Below are 16,333 nucleotides of genomic sequence, written 5' to 3'. Positions count from 1 at the left end.
GAAATCAAATCCCTCCATTCGATTTTTTTACATTCATCCAAGTTTCCTTTACTGTTTGTTGTAAAGCCTTTGTCATTGGAATTCCTTCACTAAAGAGCCCATTTATAAAAGCACCAATAGCGGGTGGTACTTCAGGCTGAATGATTTGATTATCAATAGTAGATTGTTGCAATTTTGCTTGAAAGCATTGAACAAAGTATTGATTTTCGAATAATCCTCCACAAGTAACAATAGGGAATTTTTTCACCTGTGGTTCTTTTCTAAACATCTTTTGGAGAAGTTGAACTAAATGGGTAACTGCACGGTCAACAATCCTCTTCGCTATCTCATTATTTTGGGTAGCTAAAAGTAATACCGTCCTAGTAATAGAGGAAATACATATGCGTGGCTGCGTATGCTCATAAATTAGTGTAATAATTTCCGTAGGATCTGTTAGTGCTAGACGCTCTAAAATGGCTTTAGAAAAGGCATCTTCATTTAAACCATAAGCATCATATTGACGAGTAATGGCACGCAATGCCTCTTGGCCAATATAGTAGCCACTTCCCTCATCTCCCAATAGATACCCCCATCCTCCAATGCGACTAATGAAATTTTCTTGAACCACATAAACAATTGAGCCTGTTCCGGCTATAACTACTAATCCCTCCTGCGTAAACGTCCCACTAGTAAGTGCCGCTACTGCATCATTTGTAACAGTAACCTTACAGAACGGGAAGGGGAAAATATGAGCTATCCACTCCTTCCAGCGTATTAAATCCTCTTGACGATCCCCTCCTGCTACGCATAAGAAAACCGTTGAAATATCACTTTTTGTAGCACCTACCCTTTGCACTAAACATTCTAGTAACTGTTGAATATGTTGTCTTACCTCATAGGATGGAGTAGACTTTATATTCGTGCCGTCTCCATCCATAACGGCGAGAACACTTCCATCTTTTGTCCCAATTACAGCACGAGTTTTCGTTCCACCGCCATCGACACCAATAATATATGACTTATTTAATGGCACCTGCCGTCAGCCCCTCCATAAATTGCTTTGAAGCAATAAAGAATAATAGAATCATTGGTAATGATGCTAATGTCAGTCCAGCAAAAAGTGAGCCCCAGTCAGCTGAATGCTCTCCAAATAACGACATCATTCCGACAGGGATTGTCCGTTTCATCTTTTCTGTAATAAAAATAAGCGGAAAGAAAAAGTCATTCCATGCTGCAATAAAATTGATAATAACGACTGTTCCTAGTGCAGGTCGCATTAATGGCAATACAACATACCAAAGGACCCTTAGGTTCCCAGCACCATCCATACGGGCAGCCTCCTCCAATTCAGAAGGTATCGTTTTAAAAAAGCCTGTTAGTATGAGCATGGATAAAGGTATACCTGTCGCTGTATTCATTAAAATCAAAGACCATAAAGAATTAATTAGTCCTAAATCACGCATTAAAATAAAAAGAGGGACGATTCCCAATTTTATTGGGATCATCATGCCTAATAAGAATATAAAGAATAAGGCATGGTTCCACGAAAATTTAAAGCGAGCTATATAAAAGGATGCCAATGAACACACAACAACAATCAGTACAACAGATACAATACTGACAAATAGGCTATTCATAAAATATGTGGTAAAGGGAATTTTAGACAATAATGTGCGGTAAGTATTAAGGCTAAAGCTAGATGGAAATCCCAATGGATCCTTGTAAATGTCCACACTTTTCTTAAAGGAGGACAAAATCATTAACAAAATAGGATATAAGCTAATTGTCGCTACTGTAAACAAAACAAGATAATAGAATGGTCGAACCCAAATGGCTCCTTGCTTCATATACCTCCCCCTTACATTTGGACGTCTTTTTTATTGGCCAAGCGTAAAAATAGCGTTGTACAAATTAATATAAATAGAAAAAGCACTGTCGCTAGGGCAGACCCTATACCAATTGCTGTAGCACCGGAAGCAGATGAACTACCAAAGGCTAAGCGATAGAAAAACACGGCCAATGTATCCGTAGAATAATAGGGCTCCCCCATAGAGCCTTGCATGGCATAAACAAGTTCAAATGCCTCAAAGGATTGAATAAATGTTAAAATGCCCATGATCATTATCGATGGCACCATTAAGGGCAAATAAATCATACGTAATAAAGTAAAGCCCTTTGCACCGTCTAGTCTCGCAGCCTCAATCAACTCATTGGGAATGCCTTGGAATCCAGCTAAAAAAATTAAAACGCCAAAGCCTAGCCCAAACCAACAATTGACTAAAATAATGGCAATTAAAGCTGTTCCAGGATCACCGAGCCAAGCCTTTTGCAACGTCTCTAAACCTAATTTATCTAAAAGGACATTTAAAGTTCCAAAATTAGGGTTTAAAATAAGCTTCCATAAAAAACCTACAACAATTACCGATAACACTCGCGGGAGAAAAAAGGCTGCCTTGAAAAACTCAGCTCCTTTAATTTTTTGGTAGATAATAAACGCTAAAAAGAAAGCTAACCCATTCATAACAACCATTTGCACAACAAAATAGATACCATTATGTTTGAATGCATTCCAAAACATGGAGCCATAAGGTTCTGTCGTGAAAAGCTTCACGAAGTTTCGTAATCCAACAAAATCCCCACGTGACATTCCTTTCCATTCAAAAAAACTATAGGATAAAGCTGCTAGAATTGGATAAAGCACAAACATTCCATAAATTATAATTGCAGGAATAGGGAAAAGGTGGATAGACCACCTTGCCCATGATTTTCTTTTTGATAACGGTGAAGCTGTAGACTCCCTCATGATGAGCAGCCCCCTTTAAAATTCTGAGAAAGGAAGATTCCTTGTAGGAACATTATTTATTTTTGAAATGGCGTGTACCAAGTTTTAGCGTTTTCTTGTACTTTGGCAGCGACCTCTTTAGGTGTTACTTGACCTAAATACATACCTTGTAGTTCACTTTCAAGTAAACTTTTTGTTGTTGGGTCCCCTCCTGTAAAATTAGTCACCCACATGTATGGTGTCGATTCATTTGCAGTGGATTTACTAATCTCATTTAATAGGGCATTGTCAGAGGTAATACCAGGTATGGCACTGATCATGGAAAATTCCTTCACAAACAATTCACCGAATTCCTTTGTAGTTAAAAACTCTAAAAATACCTTTGCAGCCTCTTTATTTTTCGAATTTGCATTAATAGCAAATGAGCCATCTACCCAAGTCGTCACTGTTTTCTGACCCCCTTTAGAGGGAATAGGAAAATATCCTAAATCTAAATCAGGATTCATTTCTAATACAACAGGAATTTCCCAGCTACCTAACGGGAACATAGCCGCCTCCTCTAATGCAAACAAAGTACGAATATCATCCATTCCTAACCCCTCTGAATTAGCAGGAAAATACTTCTTTAAGTCATTCATTACTTGTATGGATTCTATAAACTGAGCATCAGTAAAATCTTTTTCTCCCGCAAGCACTGCTTGGTAGAAATCATTGCCTTCGTAAATCGCCGGCCCTACAATCCCATGCAGTAATGACAATAACCAGCCTTCCTTCGTGCCCATTGCTATTGGTGTAATACCCTTTTCAAGTAATTGATCATTTAATGCTATGAACCCCTCCCAAGTAGTAGGTATTTCGAGGTTATGATCCTTGAAGATTTTTTTATTATAGAAAAATTGCGTTGAGCTCAAATTAATTGGTACCCCATATTGATTTCCATCTTCATCACGGGATGCTAGTAGTGCCTCTTCAGGAAAAGAAGGTAAACCATTTAAGCCATTTATTTTCTCGACATATCCTGCTTCAGCAAGCTTTAATCCAGCTGCATAAGGTCGTAAGTGGAAAATGTCTGGGCCTTCTCCAGCCTGTAGTGCTGTATTGAGAACAGTGTTATACTCTGTATTTTTAGTCGGATTAAAGGAAATCTGTATTTCGGGATGTTGTTCATTAAATAATTCGATAACTTTTTCATATTTCGCCACATCTTCAGTACGCCAACTTCCTATCGTGAGAGAAATCTCTTCTATTTCCTCCCCTTCTTCCTTATCAGGTGTTGTTGAAACCGTTGTTTTCTCTTTTGAGGTACACCCCACTAAAGCTACAACGAATAATAATAGAAACAGCCATAACCATTTACTCTTTTGTTTCATATCAACTAATCCACCCTTCATATAAGTAATTTTTCATAAATCAACGTATGAAGCTTTTCCCGAATATTTCTCATATTTGTATTCCTTCCATAATGAACTGCATTCGTCAGGAAAATAACAAAGGCCTTTTCAACAGGGTCCATCCAAATACTTGTGCCTGTAAAGCCTGTATGACCAAACGAACCCTTATTCCACCTCCTAGCAAAACAAGATGATAAGCAATCTCCATCCCATACTTCAAAACCAAGTCCCCTATTTCTGAATGTCTTCGTATAGGCAAGTTCTAGCCACTCATAAGGAAGAACTTGTTGTTGTGTAAGTCCTAACCAAATCTCTGCATACTTCGCTAAATCTTCCGCACATGAAAATAAACCGGCACTACCAGCTACACCTTCCAACAGCAGAGATTTTTCATCATGAACAATTCCTTGAACAAATTTTCCATCCACCATCTCTGTGGATGCCGTTAGTCCCCGTTGATGCTTCTGTAATTGAAAGTGAGTACGATTCATCCCCCAAGGCTTCAATATCTCCTGTTCAACGAATTGACTAAGTGACCCCCCCGATATTTTTTCAATCACTTTCCCTAATAAAATCATACCTAGATCACTGTAGAGTACTTGCTCACCTGGCTGAAACACCACTTTACTGGAAAATATCTCTGTCATGATGTCGCGTTGATGATGCCTTTGCACCACTGGCATTAAGTCTGCTGGTAGCCCTGAATTATGCTGTAATAAATGTTGAATTGTCATATTGGCATACTTAAAATTGGGTAAATATGTTTGAACCTTATCGTCCACAGTCATTTGTTGTCGACTCAAGAGCAATAAAGTAGCTGGTAGCGTTGCCACTACTTTTGTTAATGACGCTAAGTCGAAAATTGTATGGCTCGAAATGGATTGTTTACTGCCATCTTCAGCTGTAAAAGCCCCATAACTACGTGACAAAATTCTTTTATGATGCTGTTGAACAATCAATACTGCACCTGGAATTTCCTTTTTTCGCACTAAATCATTTATATAGGCATCTACCAAATAGAACACCCCGCAGCTTTAACTATCTAAATTTTCTGTAAATTAGTATTATCATATAAAATAAAATGATAAAAAATTACACCAATCTTAAAATTTTTTTTCATATAAAAAAACTCCCCGCCAAGTCATTGCATACTTGATAGAGAGTTTCTTCATTATTTAGTTGTTTTTTTCAAATCCATCGAAGCTGCTGCACTTTCAACCTTTACGCGTTTTAAGAAGAATGCAAGCACGACTGCAATCACTGTTATACCAGCCGCAATTAAGAATGAGTGTGTAATACCATCTAATAAAGCAGTTTGCATAATTTGATCTTGCATTTGTTGCATTTGCTCTGGTGTAGGTGCTGCACCTGCTTGTGCTGCATTTGCTTTCGCCTCGACAATTAATTCTTCGGCTTTAGCTTTTGTACGATTATTCATGAATGTAACTAAAATCGCACTACCAATGGCTCCTGATACTTGCTGTAATGTGTTGTTAATAGCTGTACCATGTGGATTCATAATTTGTGGTAATTGGTTTAAGCCGTTTGTCATAATAGGCATCATTACCATCGACATACCGAACATACGAATTGTATACATCGATACAATAAATGTATAGCTTGAATCAATTTCTAATTTTGTTAAACCGAATGTTGCGATTGTAGTAATCGTTAATCCGATAATGGCCAATATACGTGGACCAAACTTATCGAAAAGCTTACCAGTAATTGGTGACATAATCCCCATTACAAGCGCTCCTGGAAGCATCATTAAGCCAGCTTCAAAAGGTTCAATACCGCGAATAGATTGTACGTAAGCCGGTGTTAAAATCATCCCTGAGAACATTGCCATGGAAACAATAACAGAGATAACAGACCCTAATGCAAACATTGGATATTTATAAATACGTAATTCCAATAATGGTTGATCCATTTTTAATTGTTTAATGATGAAAATAATTAAGGCGATAAAGCCAATTGAAATTGTGCCATATACCCAAGGGCTTGACCAGCCTTTATCCCCTGCTGTACTGAAGCCGTATAAAATACCCCCGAATGCAACTGTTGATAAAAGTACTGATAGGAAATCTAAGTGAACTTCACGTGTCTCCATCACGTTTCTTAATTTCCAAACACCAAATAATAAACTAATAATCGCAAATGGAATAATCATTTGGAAAAGCATACGCCAATCATGATGCTCCACAATATAACCTGATAATGTCGGTCCAATTGCTGGTGCCATAATCATGACTAAACCGAAGATCCCCATTGCTGCCCCACGCTTCTCTTTCGGGAAGCTAGTTAGCATAACATTCATTAACAGTGGTGACATACTGGATGCTCCAGCTGCTTGCACCATACGACCTGCTAACAGCATGCCAAAGCTGGGAGCGAAGCCTGCCATAATTGTACCAATAGTAAAGATAGACATCGCTGTAATAAATAAATGTCTATTTTTAAAGCGTGTCACAAAAAATGCTGAAGCAGGAACTAAAATACCACTTACTAGCATATAGCCTGTTGCGAGCCATTGTACTTTTGAATATGTGATCCCAAAATCTTTCATAATTGTTGGTAATGCCACATTCAACAATGTGTTATTAAGAAAAGCAACAAAAGCACCCACAAATAATATAGCAATCATGCCATAAGGGGGCTTCTTCATTGTCTGCTCACTATTCATTTATATCCCTCAATTCTTTCGTGTGTTTTTCGATAAAACTTATTTTATACTCGTAGTCTACTTTTTTCAACAAATAAGTTTATATTTTTTATAAACGTTGATATATCAGTATTTTTGGTGTAGAATAAGAGTATAATATTTTTAAAAAGGTGAGGTCATGAACAAAAGAAAAAGACAAATTATCACAGCTGCGCGTGCACTTTTTATTGAAAAAGGATTTCTAGATACATCGATTAACGACATCATCCATGATGCTAAAATTTCAAAAGGGACATTTTACAATCATTTCTCTTCGAAGAACGAATGCTTAATCGCCATTTTAGATGAAGGACGTGAGGAAGCAAGTAATCGTAGACATGAACTTATTTACGGAAAGGATCCTACAGATTTAGAAGTGTTAACACAGCAAGTTGCTGTTCTCATGTACGTCAATCGCGAACATAACTTAATTCAAATTTTTGAATCAATCTTTCATTCGAGAGATAAAGAACTAAAAAAAATTATTATTAACTACCATCTACAGGAATTAGAATGGTTAGCTAATCGACTTGTTCAAGTCTTCGGTGAAGAAATTAGCCCAATAAGCTATGAATGTGCTGTGCAAACGCTTGGAATGATTAACCTCACATTGCGCGCAGTTTTTATAGCTGATTATGATAAATATATCAATCGAGAAGCCATTGTACGTGTAGCATTGCGCAATATTAGCGTTATTATACCTACTATGCTTGAATCGAAGGAAATTATCGTTAGCGTTGAAATGATCAATACTATTCAAAATGTAGTCAATTATAAAACCGTTACAAAAGATATGGTCATCGAACAATTACGTGGCTTTGCCAAAGGATTAACGAATAATGAAACAGTGGAAGGCTTGGAGTATGCAGAATTTTTATTAGAGGAGCTTCAACGCGAAAATCCAAAGCTTTTTATCATCGAGTCACTTCTTACACCTTTCCGTAAAGCATTCGTTGGAACAGAACATGTCGCAGAAGCCCGCGATATCGCCAATAGTCTATGGCGCTATGTAAAAATTGAGCGTCCGGCTGAGCGCTGCAACAAAAATAGACAATAATAAAAGAGGTATCAAAATTTGATACCTCTTTTTTAATGACATTGAAATCTTAAAATAAATACTGTACCGTCACGATCTGAACGTACACTTATGGTGCCATTGTGGAGGTCAATAAGCTGTTTTGTAATGGCTAGTCCTAAACCTGTTCCTGTTGTATCATCTGTCGTGTTAGTTCCACGGTAATAACGTTCGAATAGGTTATCGAGCTCTTCCTGAGGAATGCCAGGACCATGATCAGCAATTGTTAGCATCACTTCTTTACCAGTATGTTGCGCCTCCACCATTACCTTCGTGCCTACAGGTGTATATTTTTTCGCATTGGTTATTAAATTATCCATAATCCGCTTGAGCAAAAGTTCATCTGCCTGCAGCATCACATCACCATAAACCCTTACGCTTACCTGTTCATCAGCAAATTGTGTTAACCATGTTGTCAATGGCAGTAATACCTTATCAAGCTGTATGGCCTTATTTTTTAACTGATACGTATACGTTAAATCTTGTATGAGGGCATCCATATATGTTGCCTTTTCCTGCATAGTTTGTGCAAAAATACGCATCTCATCCTTTGTCCACTCATAATCCTCCGAGGCAAGCATTGTGGAATAGCCATAAATAGAGCTTAAAGGCGTCTTTAAATCATGCGATAAACCTGTAATCCACTCCTCACGTAACTGCTCTGATTGCTTAATTTGCCTTTCATTTGAATCAAGTCGCTCAGATAAATGGTTTAAGGACTCCTCTACAGGCTGAAATAATTTAAATTTCCGTTTCAATTTCCCACTTTTCTTATGATGGATGTTCTTATCACTAATATCACTGTAATCGAATTGGGTAAGTCGCTCAATTCGCGATATGACATAAACAAGTGGACGTACAAATTGTCGTGAAATACTAATAGATAAAAAAATAACGCCCAGCAATAAAATAATATGCCCACCAAAGAAAACGGAAACAAACAATATCATCGCCTTATTGAAGGGCTCTTCAAATGGTTTATAGGATGGGTTAGGCATACGGACAACAAATGTGGACTTATCCGCTAAGGTTGTACTTTGCTTAAGTTCCTCATGCTCGAATATGTCATATTTCTCCTCAACCAGTTGGGGCTTCTTTAGCTCTTCATAACGTTTTCCTACAATGTCCGTCCGGTTCCATTCCGTATCATAAATTTCAACACTAGCTTTATGTTCTTTTAAACGCTGAATTGTGACATCTGAAATCGTCCCTGTAGCTAACCAATTATCAAGAGCCTCATCAAATAATGGCTGAACAGGAGAAATAGGTAGAAATAACAAATAATATTTTGGAAGTTCCCATGTGTGCATACCTGGCTGCTTTAATGCAAAAATTTCACTATCAGGCCTTCCACATAGTTCACAGCTTTCCCCTGTATAATCTACAATGGTCATCGACTGATCAAATAAGTAAAGTTGACCTGCATTTTCCTCAGCACGCTCTACTAAATAATCGGCAATTTTAACAGAATCTCCCTTTTCTATAACGGCATCGTCCTCAATTTCAAAGGAGCTCATGACATGAATATTGTCTCCTACACGATCATTAATAAAGATCGCAAAAAACACCAAGCTCATAATAAAGCCCGAAATAATTAATAAATAAAATATAATGAAATACGATACAAAACGAAGCGTTAGTTTCCCTGCTGGCTTCATGAGGAAACATCCCCAACTAGCTTATAGCCAATACCTCTGACTGTTATAATGCAGGTAGGTTTACCAGGATTCTTTTCAATTTTTTCTCGCAGTTTTCGTATGTGTACCATTACTGTATTATCATCAAACAAACAATCTCCCCATACACGCTCGTAAATTTGTTCCTTAGATAATACTTGCCCCGCATTATCACATAAGTATTTCAATAAATGAAACAAACGGCCACTAATGATTTCCCTTACCCCATCTACAGTGATTTCTGCTGCATCAATATCGAATGTAAAACGGCTACATGTAAAAAGATGATTTTCTGTGACTTGCTTTTTCTTCATATAACGTGCTAACTGTACCTTTACCCTTGCAACAAGCTCGAGTGGATTAAATGGTTTTGTAATATAATCATCTGCACCATTCATAAAACCACGAAGTTTATCGGCGTCACTGCTTTTAGCTGTTAAATAAAAAATAGGAGCATCGCTTTTTTCCCGAATAAGATTCGCCACTTCTAACCCACTACCATCCGGCAACATAATATCTAAAAGGTAAAAATCAAATGTTTTAGCATAAATCTCGGATTTTGCTGCTTCTATCGTGTTACATAATGTAATACTTGTCATGCCTTCTTTTCTTAAAATGATATCAATCATTTCAGCAATCGCTCGTTCATCCTCTAATACTAATATGGATGCTTTCTGCATATCCTCACCTACTTTTAAGATTACTTTAAGGTAGTCATTATTTCACCATAAGCTTCCTCAACTATTCTATGTATAAGATAACCAATTAAGGAGATAAAACGCAATGACAACTAATCGTGTTACTTTCATTGATACAATGCGTGGGTTTAGTTTATTTGGCATCTTAATGGCGAATTTGCTGATATTCCAGTTTGGAATGTATGGCAAAGATGAATTAAAAAATCTTTCTACCTTAGATAACGGAGCTTTATATTTTGTAAAGATTGTAATTGAAGGCTCCTTTATGCCCATCTTCACTATTTTATTCGGCTTCTCGCTCATTAAATTAATTGAATCCATTCGAAGAAAAAAAAATAAAAGCCGCTGGTCAGTTTTACGTCGGGCTACTGGTTTAATTGCCCTCGGTTTACTACATTCCATTTTATTATGGGAAGGCGATATTCTTTTTTCCTATGGCTGTATGACTTTATTTTTAATTCCCTTTATTAATCGTAAACCTAAAACTTTATTTATATGGGCAGGTATTCTGTTTGTCCTGACGACGGCTTTAACATACGGTTCTATGGAGGCAACTAAGAAGGAACAAAAGGAATTAGATACTTACATTGAACAAGCAAATGATGTCTATGCTAATGGAAGCTACTTAGAAATTTTTGATTTCCGAGCAAATGCAGAAGTACCTGGAATGGAGGACCCTTCCTTCATCTTTATTATATTAATTTTTGCACCCATGTTTTATGCTCCCCTATTCCTCTTCGGTATGGCACTCGCTAAAAAGCAAGCCTTTGTGAAAATGGACGAGGAAGTAAAGTGGTATAAGCTAGGTGCACTCCTAGTTCCTATAGGTCTCGCATGTAAAAGTATAAGTTTTATAGAAAGTAATTTTTCTTCTATCTTACTAATGGGTGGATCTCAGCTATTAGCACTCGGCTATGTCAGCCTTGCAGCTTTACTCTATAAAACACGCCCTGTGCAGCTTCTCGCCCCTGCATTTGAGAGCGTAGGCAAATTATCTTTAACCAATTATTTACTACAAACTATTATTTGTACAACTGTTTTTTACGGTTATGGTCTCGGATTATACGGCAAGCTAGGTATCTTTGGTGGTATCTTATTCGGTATCGTTGTTTACAGTCTACAATGTGTCTTCAGCCTTGCCTATTTAAAGAAATTTAAACGCGGCCCATTTGAAACAGTCTTACGTGTATGGACGAATTGGTCGTGGACTGGTCAGGTGAAGTAAGACACCTACAAACTACTATAGAAGAAAGGAATTATTTCATATGAATAGTGACTCTAAAGAAGACTTTACAGACTCGTGGTGGTTTTTAGGTATTTGTGCGGCTGTAGCAGTAATTTTAACACTATTGCATTTTAATCGATAATATCACATTCGTTTTCCTTGCCCCCTACTGTATACTATTACTACAACTATACAGCTAGGGGGCATTTTCTTGTTAACGCGTATCATGATTACAGGCTATAAACCACATGAACTTGGTATTTTTAATGATAAACATCCTCGGATTGGCATCATTAAAAAGGCATTGGAAAACCGTCTACGTCTTCTACTTGATGAAGGGCTCGAATGGGTTATTATAAGCGGCCAACAAGGTGTAGAATCTTGGAGTGCTGAAGTTGTATGGACGCTAAAAAAAGAATTTCCTCATTTAAAATATGCAGTTATCACACCCTTTTTAGAACAAGAGAAAAATTGGCAGGACCCTAAAAAGGAAAAATACCAAACCATAATTGCCCGAGCAGATTTCGTTACAAGCATTACAAAAAAACCGTACGAAGCTCCTTGGCAATTTATTGAGAAGGATAAATTTATAATTCAAAATACAGATGGACTATTATTAATTTATGATGAAGAGAATGAAGGCTCTCCAAAATATATCAAACGTCTGGCAGAAAAATTTATGGAGTCACATGACTATTCACTTTTAACAATCAATGCCTATGATTTACAGATGATAGCGGAGGAAATACAGCAACAAGATTGGTAGAAAATAATTGATATAATTTTCCGACAATTATATACTAGTATTATGAAATAGGTTGTCTGTAGCCAGCTTTTTTACCACCATTCGAAAGGAGCTGTCATCATTTGAAGAAACAAATCGAAGTAATTTTTGAAGCTTCTCCTATAAATATTGCTCATGATACGTATCGCAGAGAGTGTAGCTATACACGTGGCATTCATATTGAAGAACAAGAATTTCTAGCCATTTTAAGTACCATGAGTAGGGATTCCCGCTTATATTTTGATTTTCATAACCCACGTAAAGAGATTAAAAAAGGAACATATTTAAATGGACACTCCGGTTTAGCCTACAATATTTTTGAGTATTATAAAAAACACTTTAATATTGAGATTATTGATATAATTAATGGTAAAGATTTTTATGTAAAAATCATATAAAATAACCCCCTTTAAAGTTTCACCTTTAAAGGGGGTTATTCGATGTTATAGGTCGGATACTTGCGCGCCTAACTCTTTATTATTATACATTTCTGTATCCAATTCTTTCGTAATACGTGCTGTTGTAACACCAGCTGTCATTGAACCACTTACATTTAAAGCTGTACGTCCCATATCAATTAAAGGCTCAACTGAGATTAATACACCTGCAAGGGCAACCGGTAAATCAAGGGCTGATAATACAAGGATTGCTGCAAAGGTTGCACCACCACCAACACCTGCTACACCAAATGAGCTAACTGCTACTATTGCAATAACTGTAATAATGAACACAGGATCAAGAGGATTAATGCCTACTGTAGGTGCGATCATAATCGCTAGCATGGCAGGATATACACCAGCACAGCCATTTTGACCAATTGATAAACCAAATGAACCTGAGAAGTTGGCGATACCCTCAGATACCCCTAGACGACCTGTTTGCGTTTTAATATTCATCGGTAAAGTACCAGCACTTGAACGTGAGGTAAAGGCGAATAATAATGTTTCCGCAGACTTTTTCATATACGTAATTGGATTTAATCCGCTTAATGTCAAGATTAATAAGTGTACTAAGAATACAATTATTAAAGCTGCATAAGAGGCAATTACAAACTTACCTAAATTATAGATGGCACCGAAATCAGATGTTGCTACAGTACGAGCCATAATAGCTAAAATTCCGTACGGTGTTAAACGTAAAATAATTGTTACAACACCCATAACAAGGGCATAAATAGCATCTAGCCCTTTTTTAATTGTTGCTGCTGTCCCTTCATCTTTACGTGCTACACGTAAATAAGCAAAGCCAAGGAATGCTGAGAAAATTACGACAGCAATTGTTGAAGTTGAACGAGCTCCTGTTAAATCAAGGAATGGATTGGCTGGGAATAACTCAACAATTTGTGTTGGTAAATCTGGTGCTGCTAAACCAGTCGTTTTTTCCTCTAGGTATTGGCCACGTGCTGTCTCCGCTTCACCTTGTAAAATGTGTGTTGCATCTAAATCAAATACTGTTGCAGAAAGAATACCTACTGCTGCCGAGACAGCTGTCGTACCAATTAAAATAGCTAAAATAAGAGCAGCCATTTTCCCAAAATTTTTGCCAATTTTCATTTTTGTAAAGGCAATGAGAATTGATATAAATACTAATGGCATGGCTACCATTTGTAACAATTTAACATACCCAGTACCTATAATATTGTACCAAGATGTTGTTTTGGCTAAAACTTCAGAATCAATACCGTAAATAAAATGAAGTCCAAGACCAAGTAAAATCCCTAAACCTAGACCTGCAAAAACACGATTCGAAAACTTCACGTGTTTTTTATTCATGACATATAAAATTCCAACGAACACAAGCAAAACTGCGACGTTAAGAATGATTTGTAAATTCGACAATGGAATGCCTCCTAAGGTGTTTTATAATAATGTAATCGAATTATATACCTATAATCCCTATAATTCAAGTATGTTTTATTAAGATTAATAATTTCATACAATAAAAACGATTTGTCATGATTTATTATGCCCTCGAAACGTAAAACGATTATTTTAGTGAAACTTCTTTAAAATATTTTAGTCTCCCATGCTTCAATTGGTGACAACATTATCACTTTAATGGGTTCAATCCCTGTGATTACAAAATTAATACTAAATACCCCTCTAAACATTAACAAAAACCTACATCGTTTAATGAACGAAGTAGGTTTCTTGTTTATTAATCAAATAACAGCTTCCAGTAATTTTTTTACACTGTTTTTTCACGCGCGTCACTGTATTAGATAATTGTTCTACGGAGTCAAAATATTGAAATTCATTCGTAATAACTGCAACGGATAAGGTAGTACATGTTAATGGCTCCAGTTTCCCAATTCTATTGGCTACCTGCACATATTCGAGATCCTCTAATTCATAAAAACTCGAAATATTTGCATCAAACTCATCAATAATTTTCTGGCAAATCGAGGCTGCCTCATAATGGGGCAAAATCGCTACAAAGTCATCGCCACCAATATGCCCTAAAAAATCGTCTACCTCACATATATGTCTCTTAAGAATATCTGTTAAATATAGTAGGATTTTATCGCCTCTATTAAAGCCATATGTGTCATTATAGGATTTAAAATGATCTAAATCGAAATATATTAAACTATATTGTGAAAGTTTTAAGGCTTCCTCAAGCTTTTCATTGATTAATTTATTACCCGGTAAACTACTTAGTGGATTCAAAAAGCTAGCAATGGCCACCTGAGTGTCAACGAGCTTTAACAGAAGCTCCCTTATACTAACCATTCCATCATATAGGTCATTTTTAGTGACAATTACATCATCATATAAATCCTCTGGGGGTCTAGACATCGCTTGAGTACTAACCTCAGTAATCGGTATATTCCGATCTACAATTAAAGGATTCTTTTTAATAATTAATTGATTTTGCCGTCCCATAAATAAATGATAGCCATATTGAGTGCCTATTTTTTGATAGAAATGCGTACGTGTAATCTGCCCAATAGGTTTTTTATCACGAACTACAACCACACTCCGTAATGATGGGTTACTCGTAAAAAGCACATCTACTTCTTTATTTTTCACAAATTCATCAATACATGGAACCTTTTCAATGACTTCCCCAATCTTCATGGTCACCCACCCTTATTTTCCCCAAATGCATTTCCTTTGCGGGCTTTCCTATCGCATACCCTTGCGCATAGTGAATACCGATACGATGTAGATACTCAAGCTCTTCCTGTCTTTCTATTCCCTCAGCAATAATTTTAGTTTTAGCCTGCTCGGCATACTTCATTAGCAATGTAACAAGCTGCTGCTGCTCACTAATCTGATCAATACATTGAATTAATGAACGATCTAGTTTAATAAATTCTGGCTTTAAATAAATAAGTGTTTTTAAGCTATTGTAACCCGAGCCAACATCATCTACCGCAATACGATAGCCCTGCGATCTATAATGTGATAATACACGTTCAAACTCAACAAAATCTATAACAGCACTACGCTCCGTTAACTCAAAAACTACTTGTTGTGGCTTAATGCCGAGTTCCTTTAATAATTGTAGCGTTTCCCCACTATGATATTTTTTATCTAATAATACATTCGGGTGTATATTCAGAAATACTAAAAGGTTTTTATCTACCAAATCATTGTGCATACGTTCCTTGAAACGTTGTAAAGAAAGATTTCTACAAAAACACTCAAATAAAAATACACAATCTGTTTGTCCTACAAATTCATAAAACTGGTCTACACTCGTAAACAATTCAGAGGGTATTGGACGATTTAAAGCTTCAAATCCAATTGTTTGCGCTGTCTGTAAATCTACAATAGGCTGAAAGTATGTATGTAAAGAACCTTGTTGAATAATTTGCTTCAATGCTTTTAAACGTTTGATATATAACGTATTTTGTTGATGTTGCCCATATAAATATTTTAATAAAGAAAAAACATTATTCGTTTTTCTAGTTTGTTCCACAGCTGACTCCATGCTTGCACCTCTTCAATTGGTTATTATGGTTCATTGTACGCTTCCATTGTAAATAGACTGTTAATCGCATGTAAAAAGAG

The 16,333-nt window shown here is 36.6% G+C and carries 15 protein-coding genes; 4 read left to right on the top strand and 11 right to left on the bottom strand.

Annotated elements, in window-relative coordinates; genetic code table 11:
• Nucleotides 1-4 precede the first annotated feature (4 nt).
• The 6 genes from A2J09_RS20270 to A2J09_RS20245 form a co-directional block, all read right to left on the bottom strand.
• A complete protein-coding gene (locus A2J09_RS20270) occupies nt 5-1,012 on the bottom strand; it encodes an N-acetylglucosamine kinase (protein ID WP_012292533.1) in 1,008 nt (335 codons plus the stop codon).
• Nucleotides 999-1,826: a carbohydrate ABC transporter permease gene (locus A2J09_RS20265; protein ID WP_036160646.1), complete on the bottom strand. Its 828-nt coding sequence runs from the start codon at nt 1,824-1,826 to the stop codon at nt 999-1,001. The genes A2J09_RS20270 and A2J09_RS20265 overlap by 14 nt, the downstream gene beginning before the upstream one ends.
• Nucleotides 1,827-1,837: 11 nt before the next feature.
• Complete coding sequence (locus A2J09_RS20260) at nt 1,838-2,782, bottom strand: carbohydrate ABC transporter permease (protein ID WP_051563172.1); 945 nt, start codon at nt 2,780-2,782, stop codon at nt 1,838-1,840.
• Between the two features lie 56 nt (nt 2,783-2,838).
• A complete protein-coding gene (locus A2J09_RS20255) occupies nt 2,839-4,152 on the bottom strand; it encodes an ABC transporter substrate-binding protein (protein WP_012292529.1) in 1,314 nt (437 codons plus the stop codon).
• The gene (locus A2J09_RS20250) at nt 4,149-5,177 is read right to left on the bottom strand and encodes a serine hydrolase domain-containing protein (RefSeq protein WP_231112978.1); all 1,029 of its coding nucleotides are present in this window, start codon (nt 5,175-5,177) and stop codon (nt 4,149-4,151) included. Before A2J09_RS20250 ends, A2J09_RS20255 begins: the two co-directional genes overlap by 4 nt.
• Before the next feature lie 146 nt (nt 5,178-5,323).
• Complete coding sequence (locus A2J09_RS20245; RefSeq protein WP_012292527.1) at nt 5,324-6,838, bottom strand: DHA2 family efflux MFS transporter permease subunit; 1,515 nt, start codon at nt 6,836-6,838, stop codon at nt 5,324-5,326.
• 157 nt (nt 6,839-6,995) lie between these two features.
• On the opposite strand from A2J09_RS20245, the gene A2J09_RS20240 reads away from it, so the two are divergent.
• Nucleotides 6,996-7,913: a TetR/AcrR family transcriptional regulator gene (locus A2J09_RS20240; RefSeq protein WP_012292526.1), complete on the top strand. Its 918-nt coding sequence runs from the start codon at nt 6,996-6,998 to the stop codon at nt 7,911-7,913.
• 32 nt (nt 7,914-7,945) lie between these two features.
• On the opposite strand, the gene A2J09_RS20235 is transcribed toward A2J09_RS20240, so the two are convergent.
• Both A2J09_RS20235 and A2J09_RS20230 read right to left on the bottom strand, forming a co-directional pair.
• Nucleotides 7,946-9,589, bottom strand: coding sequence for a sensor histidine kinase (locus A2J09_RS20235; protein WP_012292525.1), 1,644 nt, complete (start codon nt 9,587-9,589; stop codon nt 7,946-7,948).
• Nucleotides 9,586-10,287 (bottom strand): response regulator transcription factor, encoded by a 702-nt coding sequence (locus A2J09_RS20230; RefSeq protein ID WP_012292524.1) that lies wholly within the window; start codon nt 10,285-10,287, stop codon nt 9,586-9,588. Before A2J09_RS20230 ends, A2J09_RS20235 begins: the two co-directional genes overlap by 4 nt.
• Before the next feature lie 103 nt (nt 10,288-10,390).
• On the opposite strand from A2J09_RS20230, the gene A2J09_RS20225 reads away from it, so the two are divergent.
• The 3 genes from A2J09_RS20225 (at nt 10,391) to A2J09_RS20215 (ending at nt 12,712) form a co-directional block, all read left to right on the top strand.
• On the top strand, nt 10,391-11,530 hold the full coding sequence (locus A2J09_RS20225; protein WP_012292523.1) for a DUF418 domain-containing protein: 1,140 nt from the start codon (nt 10,391-10,393) through the stop codon (nt 11,528-11,530).
• A 226-nt stretch (nt 11,531-11,756) separates the two neighbouring features.
• Nucleotides 11,757-12,296: an SLOG family protein gene (locus tag A2J09_RS20220; RefSeq protein WP_012292522.1), complete on the top strand. Its 540-nt coding sequence runs from the start codon at nt 11,757-11,759 to the stop codon at nt 12,294-12,296.
• Nucleotides 12,297-12,397: 101 nt separating this feature from the next.
• Nucleotides 12,398-12,712, top strand: coding sequence for a hypothetical protein (locus tag A2J09_RS20215; protein ID WP_012292521.1), 315 nt, complete (start codon nt 12,398-12,400; stop codon nt 12,710-12,712).
• Between the two features lie 45 nt (nt 12,713-12,757).
• Here the strand turns inward: A2J09_RS20215 and A2J09_RS20210 are convergent, their stop codons facing one another.
• The 3 genes from A2J09_RS20210 to A2J09_RS20200 all read right to left on the bottom strand — a co-directional run bounded on the left by A2J09_RS20210 (nt 12,758) and on the right by A2J09_RS20200 (nt 16,253).
• A complete protein-coding gene (locus A2J09_RS20210; RefSeq protein WP_036160633.1) occupies nt 12,758-14,152 on the bottom strand; it encodes an L-cystine transporter in 1,395 nt (464 codons plus the stop codon).
• Between the two features lie 291 nt (nt 14,153-14,443).
• A complete protein-coding gene (locus A2J09_RS20205; protein WP_036160631.1) occupies nt 14,444-15,394 on the bottom strand; it encodes a GGDEF domain-containing protein in 951 nt (316 codons plus the stop codon).
• Nucleotides 15,372-16,253 (bottom strand): EAL domain-containing protein, encoded by an 882-nt coding sequence (locus A2J09_RS20200; protein ID WP_031418296.1) that lies wholly within the window; start codon nt 16,251-16,253, stop codon nt 15,372-15,374. The genes A2J09_RS20205 and A2J09_RS20200 overlap by 23 nt, the downstream gene beginning before the upstream one ends.
• Nucleotides 16,254-16,333 lie beyond the last annotated feature (80 nt).

This window comes from Lysinibacillus sphaericus, assembly GCF_001629735.1.
Taxonomy (GTDB): Bacteria; Bacillota; Bacilli; order Bacillales_A; family Planococcaceae; genus Lysinibacillus; species Lysinibacillus pinottii.
Note: the sequence above shows the minus strand (reverse complement) of the source record. Positions and strands in the feature narration are given on the sequence as shown.

Bases quoted from the DNA above. Each gene is read 5' to 3' on its own strand.
- A2J09_RS20225 (WP_012292523.1), top strand. From the start codon at position 10,391: ATGACAACTAATCGTGTTACTTTCATTGATACAATGCGTGGGTTTAGT.
- A2J09_RS20230 (WP_012292524.1), bottom strand. From the start codon at position 10,287: ATGCAGAAAGCATCCATATTAGTATTAGAGGATGAACGAGCGATTGCT.
- A2J09_RS20265 (WP_036160646.1), bottom strand. From the start codon at position 1,826: ATGAAGCAAGGAGCCATTTGGGTTCGACCATTCTATTATCTTGTTTTG.
- A2J09_RS20245 (WP_012292527.1), bottom strand. From the start codon at position 6,838: ATGAATAGTGAGCAGACAATGAAGAAGCCCCCTTATGGCATGATTGCT.
- A2J09_RS20260 (WP_051563172.1), bottom strand. From the start codon at position 2,782: ATGAGGGAGTCTACAGCTTCACCGTTATCAAAAAGAAAATCATGGGCA.
- A2J09_RS20255 (WP_012292529.1), bottom strand. From the start codon at position 4,152: ATGAAGGGTGGATTAGTTGATATGAAACAAAAGAGTAAATGGTTATGG.
- A2J09_RS20220 (WP_012292522.1), top strand. From the start codon at position 11,757: ATGATTACAGGCTATAAACCACATGAACTTGGTATTTTTAATGATAAA.
- A2J09_RS20240 (WP_012292526.1), top strand. From the start codon at position 6,996: ATGAACAAAAGAAAAAGACAAATTATCACAGCTGCGCGTGCACTTTTT.
- A2J09_RS20200 (WP_031418296.1), bottom strand. From the start codon at position 16,253: ATGGAGTCAGCTGTGGAACAAACTAGAAAAACGAATAATGTTTTTTCT.
- A2J09_RS20205 (WP_036160631.1), bottom strand. From the start codon at position 15,394: ATGAAGATTGGGGAAGTCATTGAAAAGGTTCCATGTATTGATGAATTT.
- A2J09_RS20235 (WP_012292525.1), bottom strand. From the start codon at position 9,589: ATGAAGCCAGCAGGGAAACTAACGCTTCGTTTTGTATCGTATTTCATT.